This is a genomic window from Thermomonospora echinospora (genome assembly GCF_900108175.1).
In the GTDB taxonomy this organism is placed as follows: Bacteria; Actinomycetota; Actinomycetes; order Streptosporangiales; family Streptosporangiaceae; genus Thermomonospora; species Thermomonospora echinospora.
Window position 1 is genome coordinate 441,355 of the sequence record NZ_FNVO01000004.1, and the last position, 15,062, is coordinate 456,416.

At 72.8% G+C, this 15,062-nt stretch carries 14 protein-coding genes and 1 pseudogene; 10 read left to right on the forward strand and 5 right to left on the reverse strand.

The features are described 5' to 3' along the window. The first annotated feature begins 47 nt into the window (after nt 1–47). Nucleotides 48–638, forward strand: a complete 591-nt coding sequence (gene rplQ / locus C4U03_RS12380) for a 50S ribosomal protein L17 (RefSeq protein ID WP_103937859.1) — start codon at nt 48–50, stop codon at nt 636–638. Nucleotides 639–789: 151 nt separating this feature from the next. Further along, nucleotides 790–1,647, forward strand: coding sequence for a tRNA pseudouridine(38-40) synthase TruA (truA, locus tag C4U03_RS12385; RefSeq protein WP_200827201.1), 858 nt, complete (start codon nt 790–792; stop codon nt 1,645–1,647). Nucleotides 1,648–1,701: 54 nt separating this feature from the next. Here the strand turns inward: truA and C4U03_RS12390 are convergent, their stop codons facing one another. From C4U03_RS12390 to C4U03_RS40375, 3 genes are all read right to left on the reverse strand, one after another. Then, on the reverse strand, nt 1,702–3,531 hold the full coding sequence (locus tag C4U03_RS12390; RefSeq protein WP_146087351.1) for a hypothetical protein: 1,830 nt from the start codon (nt 3,529–3,531) through the stop codon (nt 1,702–1,704). A 24-nt stretch (nt 3,532–3,555) separates the two neighbouring features. Beyond that, complete coding sequence (locus C4U03_RS12395) at nt 3,556–5,136, reverse strand: hypothetical protein (protein ID WP_103937861.1); 1,581 nt, start codon at nt 5,134–5,136, stop codon at nt 3,556–3,558. A 126-nt stretch (nt 5,137–5,262) separates the two neighbouring features. Next, the gene (locus C4U03_RS40375) at nt 5,263–6,102 is read right to left on the reverse strand and encodes a CAP domain-containing protein (RefSeq protein ID WP_160146972.1); all 840 of its coding nucleotides are present in this window, start codon (nt 6,100–6,102) and stop codon (nt 5,263–5,265) included. Nucleotides 6,103–6,493: 391 nt separating this feature from the next. Between C4U03_RS40375 and rplM the strand changes: the two genes are divergently transcribed. From rplM to glmM, 3 genes and pseudogenes are all read left to right on the forward strand, one after another. Next, on the forward strand, nt 6,494–6,937 hold the full coding sequence (gene rplM, locus C4U03_RS12405; protein WP_103937863.1) for a 50S ribosomal protein L13: 444 nt from the start codon (nt 6,494–6,496) through the stop codon (nt 6,935–6,937). A gap of 132 nt (nt 6,938–7,069) precedes the next feature. After that, nucleotides 7,070–7,696 (forward strand): annotated as a pseudogene (gene rpsI / locus C4U03_RS12410) (30S ribosomal protein S9). Between the two features lie 239 nt (nt 7,697–7,935). Beyond that, on the forward strand, nt 7,936–9,273 hold the full coding sequence (gene glmM / locus C4U03_RS12420; protein ID WP_103937865.1) for a phosphoglucosamine mutase: 1,338 nt from the start codon (nt 7,936–7,938) through the stop codon (nt 9,271–9,273). Between the two features lie 15 nt (nt 9,274–9,288). Here glmM and C4U03_RS12425 read toward each other — a convergent pair whose 3' ends face one another. Continuing rightward, complete coding sequence (locus C4U03_RS12425; protein WP_235017794.1) at nt 9,289–9,657, reverse strand: hypothetical protein; 369 nt, start codon at nt 9,655–9,657, stop codon at nt 9,289–9,291. 81 nt (nt 9,658–9,738) lie between these two features. After that, entirely contained in the window at nt 9,739–10,398 is a 660-nt protein-coding gene (locus C4U03_RS12430) for an HNH endonuclease family protein (protein WP_103937866.1), read from the reverse strand. A gap of 102 nt (nt 10,399–10,500) precedes the next feature. Between C4U03_RS12430 and C4U03_RS12435 the strand changes: the two genes are divergently transcribed. Genes C4U03_RS12435 through C4U03_RS12455 form a run of 5 tightly spaced genes read left to right on the forward strand, consistent with a single transcriptional unit; the run spans nt 10,501 to nt 15,046 of the window. Beyond that, nucleotides 10,501–11,445: a DUF389 domain-containing protein gene (locus C4U03_RS12435; protein ID WP_235017824.1), complete on the forward strand. Its 945-nt coding sequence runs from the start codon at nt 10,501–10,503 to the stop codon at nt 11,443–11,445. A 41-nt stretch (nt 11,446–11,486) separates the two neighbouring features. Then, entirely contained in the window at nt 11,487–12,506 is a 1,020-nt protein-coding gene (locus C4U03_RS12440) for an ABC transporter ATP-binding protein (RefSeq protein ID WP_200827202.1), read from the forward strand. Then, nucleotides 12,503–13,381, forward strand: coding sequence for an ABC transporter permease (locus tag C4U03_RS12445; protein ID WP_103937867.1), 879 nt, complete (start codon nt 12,503–12,505; stop codon nt 13,379–13,381). Before C4U03_RS12440 ends, C4U03_RS12445 begins: the two co-directional genes overlap by 4 nt. After that, on the forward strand, nt 13,378–14,289 hold the full coding sequence (locus C4U03_RS12450; RefSeq protein ID WP_103937868.1) for an ABC transporter ATP-binding protein: 912 nt from the start codon (nt 13,378–13,380) through the stop codon (nt 14,287–14,289). Before C4U03_RS12445 ends, C4U03_RS12450 begins: the two co-directional genes overlap by 4 nt. A gap of 40 nt (nt 14,290–14,329) precedes the next feature. After that, nucleotides 14,330–15,046, forward strand: a complete 717-nt coding sequence (locus tag C4U03_RS12455; protein ID WP_103937869.1) for an ABC transporter permease — start codon at nt 14,330–14,332, stop codon at nt 15,044–15,046. The last annotated feature ends 16 nt before the right edge of the window (nt 15,047–15,062 follow it).

A 15,062-nucleotide genomic window follows, 5' to 3' on the forward strand; every position in this document is an offset into this window, starting at 1 on the left:
GAACGAGCCGCCGGTACCTGACACGGCCGGCGCAGGAAGGAACCGCAATGCCGAAGCCCACCAAGGGAGCCCGCCTCGGCGGCAGCCCCGCGCACGAGCGGCTGATCCTGGCGAACCTCGCCACGTCGCTGTTCGAGCACGGCCGCATCACCACCACCGAGGCCAAGGCCCGGCGGGTGCGTCCGTTCGCGGAGAAGCTGATCACCAAGGCCAAGAAGGGCGACCTGCACAACCGCCGGCTGGTGGCCGAGGTCATCCGCGACAAGAGCGTGGTGCACTCGCTGTTCACCGAGATCGCTCCGGCGTTCGCGGAACGTCCGGGCGGCTACACCCGGATCACCAAGATCGGGCCGCGGCGCGGCGACAACGCCCCTATGGCGGTGATCGAGCTGGTGGCCGAGCCGCTGTCGACCGCCACGGTCGGAGCCACCGAGACCAAGGGCGAGGGCGCAGAGAAGCTCGACCTGACCAAGGCCGACGCTGAGGCGGCCGAGGGCGCCGAGGAGCAGGCGACCGAGGCCAAGGCCGCGGACGCCGAGGCCAAGGGCGACGAGGACGCCGAGGCCAAGGGCGACGAGGACGCCGAGGCCAAGGGCGACGAGGACGCCAAGGACGCCAAGGACGAGGACGCCAAGTAGGCGCGCCGCGTCCGTTCGGCACGACGTGACGGGCCCGCCGTCCCCGCAGGGGCGGCGGGCCCGCCGCTTTGCGCCGGCGGGCCGTCCCGCCGGTCCCGGCGGCGGCCCGCGGCTTCGGAGACAGTGATCGGATGGCCTGGGACGGGAGATCATGACGGCGCTGGTGCGTCTGCGGCTCGACATCGGCTACGACGGCTCGGAGTTCGCCGGCTGGGCGCGGCAACCCGCGCAGCGCACGGTGCAGGGCGTCATCGAGGAGGCGTTGGGCCGGGTGCTGCGGCTGGATCCGCCGCCCGCGCTGACCGTGGCGGGCCGCACCGACGCGGGGGTGCACGCCCGCGGCCAGGTCGCCCACGTGGAGGTGCCGGCCGACGCGTACGAGGCGGCCGGCGGGAGGCTGCTGCGGCGGCTGGCGGGGGTGTTGCCGCCGGACGTGCGGGTGTGGCGGGTCGCGCCCGCCCCAGACGGCTTCGACGCCCGCTTCTCGGCGCTGTCGCGGCGGTACGTCTACCGGGTCTGTGACGATCCGGTCGGCGTCGACCCGCTGCGCCGGCGGGACGTGCTGTGGCACCCGTGGCCGCTGGACCTGGACCGGATGAACGAGGCGGCGGCGCTGCTGACGGGCGAGCACGACTTCGCCGCGTTCTGCCGCAGGCGGGAGGGCGCGACCACCATCCGGCGGCTGCTGCGCTACGAGTGGGCGCGCGAGGAGCCGAGGCTGGCGGCGGCCGCCGTGGAGGCGGACGCGTTCTGCCACTCGATGGTGCGCGCGCTGGTCGGCGCGCTGCTGGTGGTGGGCGACGGGCGGCGGGATGTGGGCTGGCCCGCCGAGGTGCTGGGCGCCCGCGTCCGGGACTCGGCGGTGAACGTGGCGCCCGCGCACGGGCTGTCCCTGGAGGAGATCCGCTATCCCGATGACGCGGATCTGGCCCGCCGGGCTCAGGAGACCCGGCGGGTGCGCACTCTCAGCGTCACGGGCGGCGGCGCGGCCGACGGTCCGGCCTCCTGAGGCGCCTGCGGCCCTTTCCGGCGGTCTGGGGCGGTCTCGGGCCCCGCTCGGCCGTCAGGTGCCTGTGGTGGCCCGCTTGTCGATGGGGCGCAGCCCGTACTCGATGAACTCGTCGGCGATCCGCTTGAGGGTCGGGTCGCCGGGCTCGGGCCTGGTGCCGTCGGTATAGGCGGCGTAGGCGTAGACGATGTAGCGTCCCCGGACCGTGCCGGCGGCGTGGCCGCCCGCCCGGTCGATGTCGGGCGACCGCTCGCCGGGCATCGCACGGAACCACTCGTAGGCCGCGGGGTCGCCGGCCCGGTTGGCGACCAGCGCCGCCCGGTGGGTCGGCATGACCGCCACCCCGGCGGTGACGGCGATCGTCTCCAGCCGGTTGATGTACGTGGCGCGCACGACGCTGCGGCAGTTCCCGCGCTCTAGCGCACCGATCATCGCGCCCCGGGCGGCCAGCCCGCACTGGTGGTTGACCGACGTCCGGTCCTGGGTGAAGAACCGCTCCGCCAGCTCGATCTCCTTGGCGGGGAACACCTCGACGAGGGCCAGCGGGCGGGAGTCGGTCCGCTCGCTGTCGATGGTGGCCGGCGCGGGGCGCCGCGAGGTGGGCGGCGGGGCGGCGGGCGCGGTGCGGCGGGCGGTGGGGGAGGCGCTACGGGTCGGCCGTTCGGCGGCGCGCGAGGAGTCCCCGCCTCCGCTGGAGGCCAGGCCGAAAGCGGCCAGGACGGTGGCCGGGATCAGGATCACGATCGCCACCATGGCGATCATCAGCTGGTTGCGGCGACGCACCATCGGCTGCGGGTCCGGGTCCGGCGTCCGCCGCTGCTGCTCGGTGCCCGTCTCCGGGAACGGCTGGGAGGACTCGGGCGGCGCCTGCGCCACCACCAAGATGACCCCGCCCTCGGCCAGTTGCTCGGCGGACGCGGCCGGTGCCGTGTGCGGCAGCCCCTCATCGGGGGGGCCGGTGTACTCCGGGGGTGCGACACCGGGCGGGAGCACCGCGTCGGGTGTCAGCGCGCCTTCCGAGCCGGAGTCGTCGGACGGCACGCTTTCGGCGGCCGGTCTCCCGGCCTTGGCCTGGAGGCCGATGCCCGCGGGCTCCTCGCCCTGGGGGATCACCTCGACTCCGGGGCTTCGTGGAGCGGAGGTCTTCTGCTCGGGGCTCTGCGGGGCGGGAGTCTCTCGTTCGGGAGCCGGTGGAACGGGTGTCTTCGGCTCGGGGGCCTGGGAGGTGGACGGCTCTGGTGCCAAGGCGTGGGGAGCGGAGGCCTCTGGCTGGGAGCTGTGGGGGGTGGACGCCTCTTGCCCGGGGGACTGGGGCGTCTGCGGGGCGGGGGTCTTGTTCGTAGAGGGCCGGGCAGGTCCGGCCGAGCCCTCCGGCTCGTCCTGCGGGCCGGGGTAGAGGGGGATGCCGTCCGGGGTGGTGTCGGGGTAGGCCGGGAGGAAGGTCTCCTTAATCGGCTTGGCCGGTACGGCGCCGCGGGTGTCCACGCTGGGCACGTCCGCTCCGGCCACCAGGAAGCCCGGCTCCACGGTGGAGGCGGGCTCGGCGGCCGGAGGAGTCGCAGAGGGCGGCTCCGGGACTGCGGGCTCGGCGGCCTTGGGACCGGTCTCCGGCTCGTCCCGGTCGTCATGGGGATCGTCGTCGGGAGTCGCCGCCCACCAGGGTTTGTCGGGGCCGAACAAGGGCACGGTGAACGCGGGCGCCGCCTGCTCGGGCTCCGGCTCCGAGGCGGATGCCGCTTGCTCGGGCCCGGGGTCCGGCACCGACTCCATGACGGGCGCTCCGGCCTGCCCGAAGCTGGGCGGGGTCGGCGCCGACGGCGTGCCGTCCGAGGCGGGGGACGCCGAGTCCACCGCGGACTCGGAGGTCTCCTCAGGTCCAGACATAGGCAAACAGGGTATTCGCCGCGATCAGCCCGTGAGGGGTTTGCCTTCGATTCCCCGATAGTGCAAGGCCTTATTCAGGTTGCTGCCGAGGATGATCTGCTGCTGGAACGCCGAGACCACCTTGTGGTACTTGCCGGAGATGGTCTTGCCGTCGGGCCGCTGCACCCAGGTCATGATCAGGTAGTGCCCGCGCACGAAGGTGGTGCCCAGCGCGGCGCCCTTGCCGATCTTCTTGGTGTACCCGGTGCCGGCCAGCGGCTGCAGGAAGGCGTCCCGGCCCGCACCGGCCTTCTCGGCGGCCTTGGCCGCGCTCTCGGTCTTGAGGTTCAGCACGCCGACCGTGCCGATGAGCAGGCCGTCGGCGCGGGCGTAGGTGGCGCGCAGCACCTGGGCGCAGCCGCCCTTCTTGAGCGCCGCCTCCAGCTTGCTCCCGTTGACCGCGCCGGTGCAGCCGCGGTCGTGCTTCCAGGCCGTCCGGACGAACTTCTTGCCCTTCTGTGTGAAGGAGGCGGTGCCGAAGACCTCTTTGAGGGTCAGCGGGTCCGGGTCGGTCGCACGGCTCTTCAGCTTGGCGTTCAGGGGCGCCGGAGGGGTGGTCGGCGTCGGGGTCGCCGTCGGCCGGGGGGCCGCGGTCTGCGTGCTCGCGGCGGCCGCGCCGTCGTCGGAGTCGCCCTTGAGCATGGTGGACACCGTGAAGCCGCTGCCGATGAGTACCAGGCCGGCGACCACCGCCCCGCCGATGATCAGCGGCAGGCGGCCGCGCCGCTCGGCGCGGCCCTCGCCGGGCTCGCCGGGCCCCTCAGGTCCGTTGAACCCCTCCGGACCGCGGGGACCGCCGTCCTCGGGCAAGCGGCGCCCGCCCATCGGGCCGTACGGCTCGTCGTCCGGGGCGTCGAAGGACCCAGGTCCGGGACGACCCTGTCCGGGCCCGTACTCACCGGGCGGACCGAACGACGGAGAGTCCTGCCGCTCGAAGGACCCCGCCCCGAACTGGCCGCCCTGGTCGAAGCCGCCCGAGTCGTAGCCGCCCGTACCGGGAGCAGCCGAGCCGGGACCGCCTGAGTCGTAGCCGCCCACGCCAGGGCTGTGTCGGTCGAAACCGCCCATGCCCGTGCCACCCGGGCCGAAGTCGCTCGGACCGGGGCCGTCCGTGCCGGGGGTGCCGGAGCCGGGGCCGTCCGCACGGGCACCGGGGATGTCGTAGCCGCCCGTGCCGGAGGCGAACCGGCCGCCCGGGGCCGCGTCGAAACCGCCGCCGGTGTCGTAGCCGCCCGTACTGGAACCGCCTATGCCGGAACCGCCTGTGCTGAAGTCGAATCGGCCGGTCTCGCCCAGGCCGAACTGCGCGGTCGTGCCCGCGTCGTAGCCGCCCTCCGCGGGGCCGAAGCGGTCGTCGGCGGGGGGCCGGTCGTTGCCGGTGTCGAACGACTCGCCGGGGCGCGCGGCGAACGCGCCGAAGGGCGGAGTGAAGGGAGAATCGTCCTGCCCCGGGCGGCCGGCACCGGCCTGCTCCGGACCGTGCGGCTCCGCCCCGGGGCCGTACGGCGTGGACGGCGGCTCGGGGGAGTGGCCGCCGGATCTGCCTTGTTCACCCGGGTAACCCATGACTTGGACCTTACCGTTCCATTTGTGTGGTTTCAGACCTCGTCAGGGCACCACGATGGCATGGAAGCGGAGCGAAGAAGGGCGGAACGTGCCGGGTCGGCCTTGATTCCGGGGTACTCCGGGGCCTTATGCCCAGCCGAAGTTCTGCGTCCACCAAGGGCCGCCGGAACCGGTCTGCACGCCGACGCCGATCGCCTTCAGCCCGCAGTTGAGGATGTTGGCGCGGTGGCCGGAACTGTTCATCCAGCCCTGCATGACCGCGGCGGGGGTCGCGTAGCCCATGGCGATGTTCTCGGCCCCGGGGCTGGGGTAACCGGTCCTCTTGATGCGGTCGGCGAAGGTGTCCCCGTTCGGGGAGGTGTGGCTGAAGTAGCCCTTGGCGGCCATGTCGGCCGAGTGTCCGCGCGCGGACGTCACCAGGCGCTGGTCGACGCGCAGCGCCGGGCAGCCGGCCTTGGCCCGCTCCTTGTTGGTGAGCTCCACCACGCTCGCCTCCAGCCCGGCCAAGCCGGACGGGGGCGGGGTGTTGCCGCCGCCGCCGGAGCCGGAGCCGCCTCCCGAGCCGCTTCCGGAGCCCGAGCCGCCCGACGACCCGGATCCGCCGCCGGACCCGTCCCGGTCCTTGTCGCCGTCGCCGGTCTTCTTCGGGGTGGGCATACGCAGCGACTTGAGGGGCGGCGTGGTCTCCTCGGGCGGCTGTGCGGTCCGGCCGGGGGCGGGACGCGCGGCGGGACCGTGGCCGGTGACGTCCGCGGTTCCGGGCCGGGTGCCGCCCGCCGAACCCGCCGGGTCGCCGGCGGCGGGGTCGCGCTGGGCGAGCGCGGTCGTGCTGCCCGAGTTCTCGAAGGCGGGCAGCACCAGGCGGTCGAGGGCGACGCCGGTGCTGACGGCGAGTGCGGCGCCGGTCACGGTGGCGGCCGTGACAAGGGCGCGCCGTCGCGGGGTGCGGGGGCGGGGGGAGCGCATCGGTGGCCTTCCGGGTGCGGGGACGAATCCGTCGGCCTTCGCACCTTATCCCCATGGAAACCACCAGGTCCGACGTATCGGACCTATCAGGACGAAACGGATCTCCGATGAGCCGGGTCGCGCCCGGGAGTGTGCTGGCGTCCGTGTCCGGCCCCGCGAGCCGTGTCGGGACACCGCTTCGCGTACGGCATACTGGAAAGTGGCCGGGAGACTGTCGTGACGGCTCGCTTTGACCCATGCCCGCGCGGCTGGGTATTCTGCCAGTTCGTTGCATCTACCGGTGTGCCCACATCAGGGCCCCGGCCTCCAGGGTGTCGCTTCGGACCATGTTGATCCGGTGGGCGGGCCCCGGATCCGCTGTGAAGTCGACAAGAAACGAAGGCTTACGACCGTGCGCACGTACACCCCTAAGCCCGCTGACGTGCAGCGTCAGTGGTACGTCATCGATGCGACCGATGTCGTGCTGGGTCGGCTTGCCAGCCAGGTCGCGACCCTGCTGCGGGGGAAGCACAAGCCCATCTACGCGCCGCACATGGACACCGGTGACTTCGTGGTCATCATCAACGCCGACAAGGTGGCGCTGTCCGGCAACAAGCTGGAGACCAAGCGCGCCTACCGCCACTCCGGCTACCCGGGCGGTCTGCGGTCCATCGCGTACAAGGACCTGCTGGCCAAGCACCCCGAGCGGGCGGTCGAGAAGGCCATCAAGGGCATGCTTCCCAAGAACACGCTGGGGCGGCAGATGTTCAAGAAGGTGAAGGTCTACGCCGGCCCGAACCACCCGCACCAGGCCCAGCAGCCGGTCCCCTTCGAGATCTCCCAGATCTCCCAGTGACCGGCGGCGAGCCGCGCCGAGCGGCTCGCGGCGACTCGCAGGCAATGAGCACGACCCCTTGACCGTGGCCGCCGGGGCACCCGAGCAGCGAGATCGGGCCTGCCGCCCCGGCTAGAAGACCTGAGGAGAACAGTGGCCGACAACAGCGGCATCGAGACGCCCGTCGAGGGCGCCGAGTTCGACGAGTACTCCGAGGAGTACCCGGCGGAGTACACCACCGAGACGCCCGACGCCCCGGCGGAGTACGGGGCACAGCCGGTCGCGACCGGCGCCGCCTCGGCCACCGGCCGCCGCAAGGAGGCCATCGCCCGGGTCCGCATCATGCCCGGCACCGGCAACTGGACGATCAACGGCCGGACCCTGGACCAGTACTTCCCGAACAAGGTCCACCAGCAGATCGTCAACGAGCCGTTCGTGCAGCTGTCGGCCGAGGGCCAGTTCGACGTGATCGCCCGCGTCGGCGGCGGCGGCGTGACCGGCCAGGCCGGCGCGCTGCGGATGGGCATCTCCCGCGCCCTGCAGATCGTCGACCCCGAGCACCGCGCGGTCCTGAAGAAGGCCGGCTTCCTGACCCGTGACGCCCGGGTCAAGGAGCGCAAGAAGGCCGGCCTCAAGAAGGCCCGTAAGGCCCCGCAGTACAGCAAGCGCTAAAACCGGCACCTGCGCTCCCCACCCTTGGACCGTCGGGTGGTGGAGCGCAAGAAGGCCGGTACGGGCTCGAAGAAGGCCCGCAAGGCCCCGCAGTACAGCAAGCGCTAAAACCGGCACCTGCGCTCCCCACCCTTGGACCGTCGGGTGGTGGAGCGCGGGTCGGCGGGGGCCATCGTCCCCGTCCGGCCGCCACCACGTCGCTTCGCGGGTTTGGCGGCCGTTCGCCGAGGAACGACGCGAACTGGCATGGTGGCCGCAAGCGTCATATGACCGCGTGAGCCTATACGGCCCACGCGGTCATCGCTTTTCAAGACCGCGTCCAGGACCCGACCGGTGGGAGTAGAGCTGTGGGTCGTCTGTTCGGAACCGATGGTGTACGGGGGGTCGCCGGCCGCGACCTGACCGCGCGGCTGGCGATGGACCTGTCCGTCGCGGCGGCCCGGGTGCTCGGCGAGGCCGGGGCGTTCGAGGGGCACCGGCCGGTGGCCGTGGTGGGACGCGACCCCCGTGCCTCCGGCGAGTTCCTGGAGGCGGCGGTGGTCGCCGGGCTGGCCGAGGCCGGGGTGGACGTGCTGCGCCTCGGGGTGCTGCCCACGCCGGCGGTGGCGTACCTGACCCACACCCTGGACGCCGACCTGGGGGTCATGCTGTCGGCGTCGCACAACCCGGCGCCCGACAACGGCATCAAGTTCTTCGACCGCAGTGGCTACAAGCTGGCCGACGAGATCGAGGACAGCATCGAGGCCCATCTGGGCGAGGACTGGGACCCGCCGACCGGCGCGGGCGTGGGCCGGGTCCGGGACGCCTATGGAGCGGTCGAACAGTACGTGGCGCATCTGCTGTCCACGCTGCCGGTCTCGCTGGACGGGCTGCGCGTGGTGGTGGACTGCGCGCACGGGGCGGCCTCGTCGGTCGCCCCGGAGGCGCTGCGCCGGGCCGGCGCCGAGGTGGTCACCATCGGGGCCGCGCCGGACGGCCTGAACATCAACGCCGGCTGCGGCTCCACCCATCTGGAGGCGCTGCAGGCCGAGGTGGTCAGGCAGGGCGCGGACGCGGGCATCGCCCACGACGGGGACGCCGACCGCTGCCTGGCGGTCACCGCGGCCGGCGAGGTCGTGGACGGCGACCAGATCATGGCGATCCTGGCGACCGAGCTGCGCGAGGCGGGCCGGCTGGCCAAGGACACCGTGGTGGCCACCGTGATGTCCAACCTGGGCTTCAAGCTGGCGATGCGGGAGACCGGGATCGGCATGGTGGAGACCGCGGTGGGCGACCGCTACGTGCTGGAGGCCATGCGGGAGGGCGGCTACACCTTCGGCGGCGAGCAGTCCGGCCACGTGATCATGCTGGACCACGCCACCACCGGCGACGGCGTGCTGACCGGCCTGCACCTGCTGGCGGCGATGGCCCGCCGGGGCCACCCGCTGGACGAACTGGCCAAGGTGATGAACCGGCTGCCGCAGGTGCTGATCAACGTGCGCGGGGTGGACAAGTCCAAGGCCGCGAGCTCGCCGGAGCTTGCCGCCGCCATCGCCGAGGCCGAGACCGAGCTCGGTGACGGCGGCCGGGTGCTGATCCGGCCCAGCGGCACCGAGCCCATGGTCCGCGTGATGGTCGAGGCGGGTACCCACGACCGGGCGCAGGCGGTCGCCGAGCGCCTGGCGGCGGTCGTCGGCGGCCTGTGACCGCCGGGGGGACGGTCACAGGTCGGTGATCTCCAGACGGCCGACCTTGAGGTGCTCGATCTCGACGACGCCGGCCTGCAGATGCCGTACGACCGCCCGCTTGACCACGAGCTTGCCGATCGCGACGGCCCCGACCGCCAGCGCGCCCAGCGCCATCGAGCCCAGCGCCAGCGAACCGAGCGCGTTGCCCGCGCGCAGGGTGAGGCCGGTCGCGGACGCCCCGGTGACGGTCGCCCCCGTAGCCCGCGCGCCCACCGCCCGTTCGGTACGGACCCGGGGGAGCGCGTACTCCTGACAGGCGCCGGCCTCGGTGGTCTCGGTGGTCTCGTCCCGCGGGACGTCCCGGTCGTCCTGCCCAGACTGCCCGGCCTGCTCGATGCCCATGCTGCTGCCCCCTGAGTCGGTGGATACGGCTGATCACGATGCTATGGGGCGGGGCCGGGCGCCCACCGCCGGATCGGCCGGTCAGCAGCGGTCGAGGAAGCCTTCCAGGGCGGTGCGGTCGGCGCGGGTCACCGGCAGCCCGTACTTGTGGGCCACGGCGATGTACTTGACCCCGTAGGCGCACTGGTAGCTCTTGCGGGGCTTCCACTCGCCGGGCCCCGAGTCGCTCTTCTGCCGGTTGGGCACGCCCCACACCGCCAGCAGGTTGGCGGGGTCGTTGGCGAACTGCTCGCGGCGCGACTCCGTCCACCGGTCGGCGCCCATCCGCCAGGCCAGCGCCAGCGGGTAGACATGGTCGATCTGGACCTCGGCGGCGTCGGCCTTGCGGAAGGTGATCTCCTTGCCGGTGTAGGGGTCGTCCAGCCGGCCGGAGACGACGACGCACCGGCCCTGCCGCCCGATGTCGGTCAGGTCGCGGGCGAGGACGTCGTTGCGCTGGTCGCAGCCGTTGTGGTCGATGTCGCGCCAGCGCACCCCGAACTTGTCCCGCTCGTATCCGGCGCCGCGGCCCGCCTCGGCGACGCGCAGCCGGTCCAGGTCCGCGCGGGCCGCCGAGACGCTCCGCGCGTCCGGCTTCGCATCCTGGGGCGCCCCGTCCCCGCTCGTACCGATCTCGGCGCTGCATCCGGCCACCGCCAGCAGCGCGGTGGCCATGGCCACTACCGGCCGCCGCAACCCCATCCCACACCGTCCCGTCCGTCTTTTCCCGGTTTATGCCCGGTCATCTCCCGGCAAACGATGCCACCGCGGAAGGCGTACGGGACGATGGCGGACGTGCTGCACATGCGAGTGATCGCGCCCAAGGGCCGGACGGACGAGGTCTGCGCCGCGCTGGAGGACTGCGTCGGAGTCACCAATGTGATCGTCCATCCCGACGCCGCCCGGCGTCCCGCCGGGGACGTGGTGTTGTGCGACCTCGCCCGGGAGTCGGCCAACGAGGTGATCGAACGGTTGCAGGCCCTCGACATCGACCACGAGGGATCCATCGCGCTGGAACGGGTCGACCTGTCGCTGTCGGACGTGGCCGACCATGCCGAGCAGGCGGCCCCCGGACACGGCGACGACGCGGTCGTATGGGAGGAACTGGCCGAGCGCACCGCCGACGACACCCGCCTGACCTGGTCTTTCGTGGCGTTCCTGGTGCTGGCCACCCAACTGGCGGGCATCGCCGCGCTGATCGACTCGCCCGTCCTGGTGGTCGGCGCGATGGTGCTCGGGCCGGAGTTCGGCGCCGTCGCGGCGATCTGCCTCGGGCTCCTGGTCGGCGACCTGGGCCGGATCGGCCGCGCGCTGCGCACCCTGGCCGTCGGCTTCTGCGCGGCGATCGCGGTGACCTTCGTATGCGCGCTGGCCGGCCGGTGGACCGGGGTGATCGAAACGGCCGGGCTGCCGGTCGAGCGCCCGCTGACGGCGTTCATCTACAGCCCCGACCGGTGGTCGTTCATCGTGGCGCTGCTGGCCGGGGCGGCCGGGGTGCTGTCCCTCACCGCGGGCAAGTCCTCGGCGCTGGTCGGGGTCTTCATCTCGGTGACCACCGTGCCGGCGGCCGGCAACCTCGCGGTGGCGCTGGCCCTGGGGCACCGCAGCGAGATCAGCGGGTCGGTGCTGCAACTGCTGGTGAACCTGGCCGGGATGGTCATCGCCGGGCTGGTCACGCTGTTGGTGCAGCGCGTGGTGTGGGACCTCATCCGAAAGCGGCAGACCCGCGGGCGGTTCCCTACGACCTGAGAGTGAAGACGGCGCTCGCCCCGGTCCACTAGGTTCGGGACATGCCGATCATCGCCACCCAGGGGCTGACGATGAGGTTCCCCGGAGTGACCGCTCTGCATGACCTCACCGTGGCCGTGGAGCCGGGCGTCGTGGGTCTGGTCGGCGCCAACGGCGCCGGTAAGTCGACGCTCATCAAGATCCTGCTGGGCCTGTTGCCCGCGACCGCCGGCCAGGCCAGCGTCCTGGACCTGGACGTGGCCCGGCAGGGCCCGCTGATCCGCGAACGGGTCGGCTACATGCCCGAGTACGACTGCCTGCCCCCGGACGTGTCGGCCACCGAGTTCGTGGTCCACATGGCCCGGATGAGCGGGCTGCCGCCGACCTCCGCCCGCGAGCGCGCCGCCGACACGCTGCGGCACGTGGGCCTGTACGAGGAGCGCTACCGGCCGATCGGCGGCTACTCCACCGGTATGCGGCAGCGGGTCAAGCTGGCGCAGGCGCTGGTGCACGACCCGCGGCTGGTGTTCCTGGACGAGCCGACCAACGGGCTGGACCCGGCCGGCCGCGACGAGATGCTCGACCTGATCCGGCGGATCGGCACCGAGTTCGGCATCAGCGTGCTGGTCACCTCGCACCTGCTGGGGGAGTTGGAGCGCACCTGCGACCATGTGGTGATCATCGACGGGGGCCGGCTGCTGCGCTCGCAGGCGGTGGAGGCGTTCACCACCGACAGCGGAACGCTGACCGTAGAGGTCGAGGAGGGCCGTGACGCGCTCGGCCACCGGCTGGCCGCCGCGGGCCTGGCGGTACGCCCGGACGGCCGGCTGCTGCTGGTGGACGTCGCCGGGGAGCACACCTACGACCTGATCCGGGACGCGGTGGTCGAGCTGGACCTGAGCCTGATCCGCATGGAACGCCGCCGCCACCACATCGAGGAGGTCTTCGCCACCCCGCCCCCCGGGCCGGGCACGGCGACCGTGCCACCGCACGCGGCCGTACCACCGGGTCCCGTGCCACCGGGGGTCGTGGGGCCGGGGGTCGTGGGGCCGGGCGGCATCGAGAGGGGACACGGGGCATGAGCGCCGGGACCATCCACGACATCGGCTACCGGCACTACGACGGGCGGCGGCTGAGCCGTCCGTACGTGCTGCGCTCGCTGTACGTCCACAACCTGCGGGCCGCGTGGGGGCTCGGCCGGCCGGCCCGCGCCAAGGTGATGCCGTTCCTGCTGGTGGCGATCATGCTGCTGCCGGCGGCGGGCGACGTCGCGGTGGTGGCCGTCAGCAAGGAGCCCAGCACGCTGTGGCGCTACTCGGCCTACCCGGTCTACCTGCAGGTCGTCATCGCGATCTTCCTGGCCACCCAGGCGCCGGTGCTGGCCTCCCGGGAACTGCGGTTCCACGTGGTGCCGCTGTACTTCTCCCGGCCGGTGGGGCAGCTGGACTTCGTGCTGGCCAAGCTGGCCGCGATGACCAGCGCGCTGTTCCTGCTGATGGCCACCCCGGTCACCGTGCTGTACGTCGGCGGGCTGGTCAACAAGGTGCCCGACTCGGTCGACCACGCGCTGCGCTACCTGGGCGCCCTGGTCGGTGTCGGCCTGTTCGCGGTGGTGCTGGCGGCGCTGGGCCTGGTGGTGGCGGCGTTCACCCCGCGCCGCGGGTTCGGGGTGGCCGCGGTGATCGCGGTGTTCATGCTCAGCAGCGCGTTCGTGCTCATCATCCAGGGCATCGCCGAGGCGGAGACCAACTTCGCCTTCTCCGGCTGGATGGGGCTGTTCACCCCGTTCAACCTGGTGGACGCGGTGCAGGTGCGGCTGCTCGGCGCGGAGAAGACCGCGGTGGCGGTGCCCCCGGCGCCGCTGGGCGGACCGGTGGCGCTGCTGGTGTGCCTGGCCGTGGTCCTCGGCTCGACCGCCGTCCTGTACCGCCGCTTCCGGAAGGGTGCCGACCTGTGACCACACTGCGGCTGGAGAACGTGTCCCGCTGGTACGGCAACGTGGTGGCGGTCAACGGGGTCTCGATGACCATCGGCCCCGGGGTGACCGGGCTGCTGGGCCCCAACGGGGCGGGCAAGTCCACGCTGATCCACATGATGGGCGGGTTCATGGCGCCCTCGTCCGGCACCGTCACCCTGGACGGCGAGCCGATCTGGCGCAACCCCGAGGTCTACCGGCGGCTGGGCCTGGTGCCCGAGCGGGAGACCGCCTACGACTTCCTGACCGGCCGGCAGTTCGTGCTGGCCATGGCGAAGCTGTTCAAGCTGCCCGACCCGGGGGCGGCCACCGCGCGGGCGCTGGCCCTGGTGGAGATGGAGCACGCCCAGAACCGGGAGATCGGCAAGTACTCCAAGGGCATGAAGCAGCGGATCAAGATGGCCTCCGCGCTGGTGCACGACCCGCCGGTGCTGCTGCTGGACGAGCCGTTCAACGGGATGGACCCGCGCCAGCGGCTGCACCTGATGGACCTGATCCGGCAGATGGCCGCCGAGGGCCGCACCATCTTGTTCAGCTCGCACATCCTGGAGGAGGTGGAGCGGGTGGCCGGCCACATCGAGGTGGTGGTGGCGGGCCGGCACGCCGCCTCCGGGGACTTCCGGGCGATCCGCCGGCTGATGAGCGACCGGCCGCACCAGTTCCTGGTCCGCTCCACCGACGACCGGGCGCTGGCCGCGGCGATCATCGCGGACGGCTCGGCGCGCGGGGTGGAGCTGACCGGCAAGGGCATCCGGGTGGAGGCCACCGACTTCCGCCGGTTCACCCGGCTGCTGCCCCGGCTGTCCAAGGACGCCGGGGTGCGGCTGTGGGAGGTCTCGCCGTCGGACGAGTCGCTGGAGAGTGTCTTCGCCTACCTGGTGGCCCGATGAGCGCGCCCCGACCGATCCGCACGTACCGAGCGAGGTTTCGATGAACGCGACGATCGCCCTGATCACGCTGCGGGCGATGCTGGGCCGGCGGCGGGCGCTGCTGCTGTTCGCGCTGCCGCTGCTGCTGCTCATGCTGGCGGCGGCGCTGCGGATCACCGGCAACGCCGACCTGGAGGTGTCGGCCAGTGTGCTGCAGGGGTTCGCACTGGCCACCGTGCTGCCGCTGCTGGCGCTGATCGCCGGGACCGGGGTGATCGGCCCCGAGATCGACGACGGCCAGATCATGTACATCCTGACCAAGCCGATCCGGCGGCACGTGGTGGTGGTCACCAAGCTGGTGGTGGCGATCGCGCTGGTGGTCGTCTTCGCGGTGATGCCGACGCTGATGGCGGGGCTGGTGCTGACCGGGATGACGGCGGACCTGGCCGTGGCCTTCACGGCGGGGACGCTGGTGGCCGGGGTGGCCTACGGCGCGGTGTTCGTGGCGCTGGCGGTGGCCAGCCGCAACGCGGTGACGATCGGGCTGCTGTACGCGCTGGTGTGGGAGTCGCTGCTGGGCAACTTCGCGCCGGGCGCGCGTTCGGTGTCGATCCAGCAGTGGGGCCTGTCGGTCGCCGACGCGATCACCTCGACCTCCGCGGTGGAGGCGAGCGTGCGGACCCCGGCGGCGGTGCTGCTGCTGGTCTGCGTCACCGTGCTTGCCACGGTCCTGGCGGTGATGCGGCTGCGCACGCTGTCGGTGGCCGCCGCCGAGTGACGGCCGCCCCCGGCCC

Bases quoted from the DNA above. Each gene is read 5' to 3' on its own strand.
- C4U03_RS12430 (WP_103937866.1), bottom strand. From the start codon at position 10,398: ATGGGGTTGCGGCGGCCGGTAGTGGCCATGGCCACCGCGCTGCTGGCG.
- truA (WP_200827201.1), top strand. From the start codon at position 790: ATGACGGCGCTGGTGCGTCTGCGGCTCGACATCGGCTACGACGGCTCG.
- rplQ (WP_103937859.1), top strand. From the start codon at position 48: ATGCCGAAGCCCACCAAGGGAGCCCGCCTCGGCGGCAGCCCCGCGCAC.
- C4U03_RS12435 (WP_235017824.1), top strand. From the start codon at position 10,501: ATGCGAGTGATCGCGCCCAAGGGCCGGACGGACGAGGTCTGCGCCGCG.
- C4U03_RS12440 (WP_200827202.1), top strand. From the start codon at position 11,487: ATGCCGATCATCGCCACCCAGGGGCTGACGATGAGGTTCCCCGGAGTG.
- C4U03_RS12395 (WP_103937861.1), bottom strand. From the start codon at position 5,136: ATGGGTTACCCGGGTGAACAAGGCAGATCCGGCGGCCACTCCCCCGAG.
- C4U03_RS12445 (WP_103937867.1), top strand. From the start codon at position 12,503: ATGAGCGCCGGGACCATCCACGACATCGGCTACCGGCACTACGACGGG.
- C4U03_RS12455 (WP_103937869.1), top strand. From the start codon at position 14,330: ATGAACGCGACGATCGCCCTGATCACGCTGCGGGCGATGCTGGGCCGG.
- C4U03_RS40375 (WP_160146972.1), bottom strand. From the start codon at position 6,102: ATGCGCTCCCCCCGCCCCCGCACCCCGCGACGGCGCGCCCTTGTCACG.
- C4U03_RS12425 (WP_235017794.1), bottom strand. From the start codon at position 9,657: ATGGGCATCGAGCAGGCCGGGCAGTCTGGGCAGGACGACCGGGACGTC.
- C4U03_RS12390 (WP_146087351.1), bottom strand. From the start codon at position 3,531: ATGTCTGGACCTGAGGAGACCTCCGAGTCCGCGGTGGACTCGGCGTCC.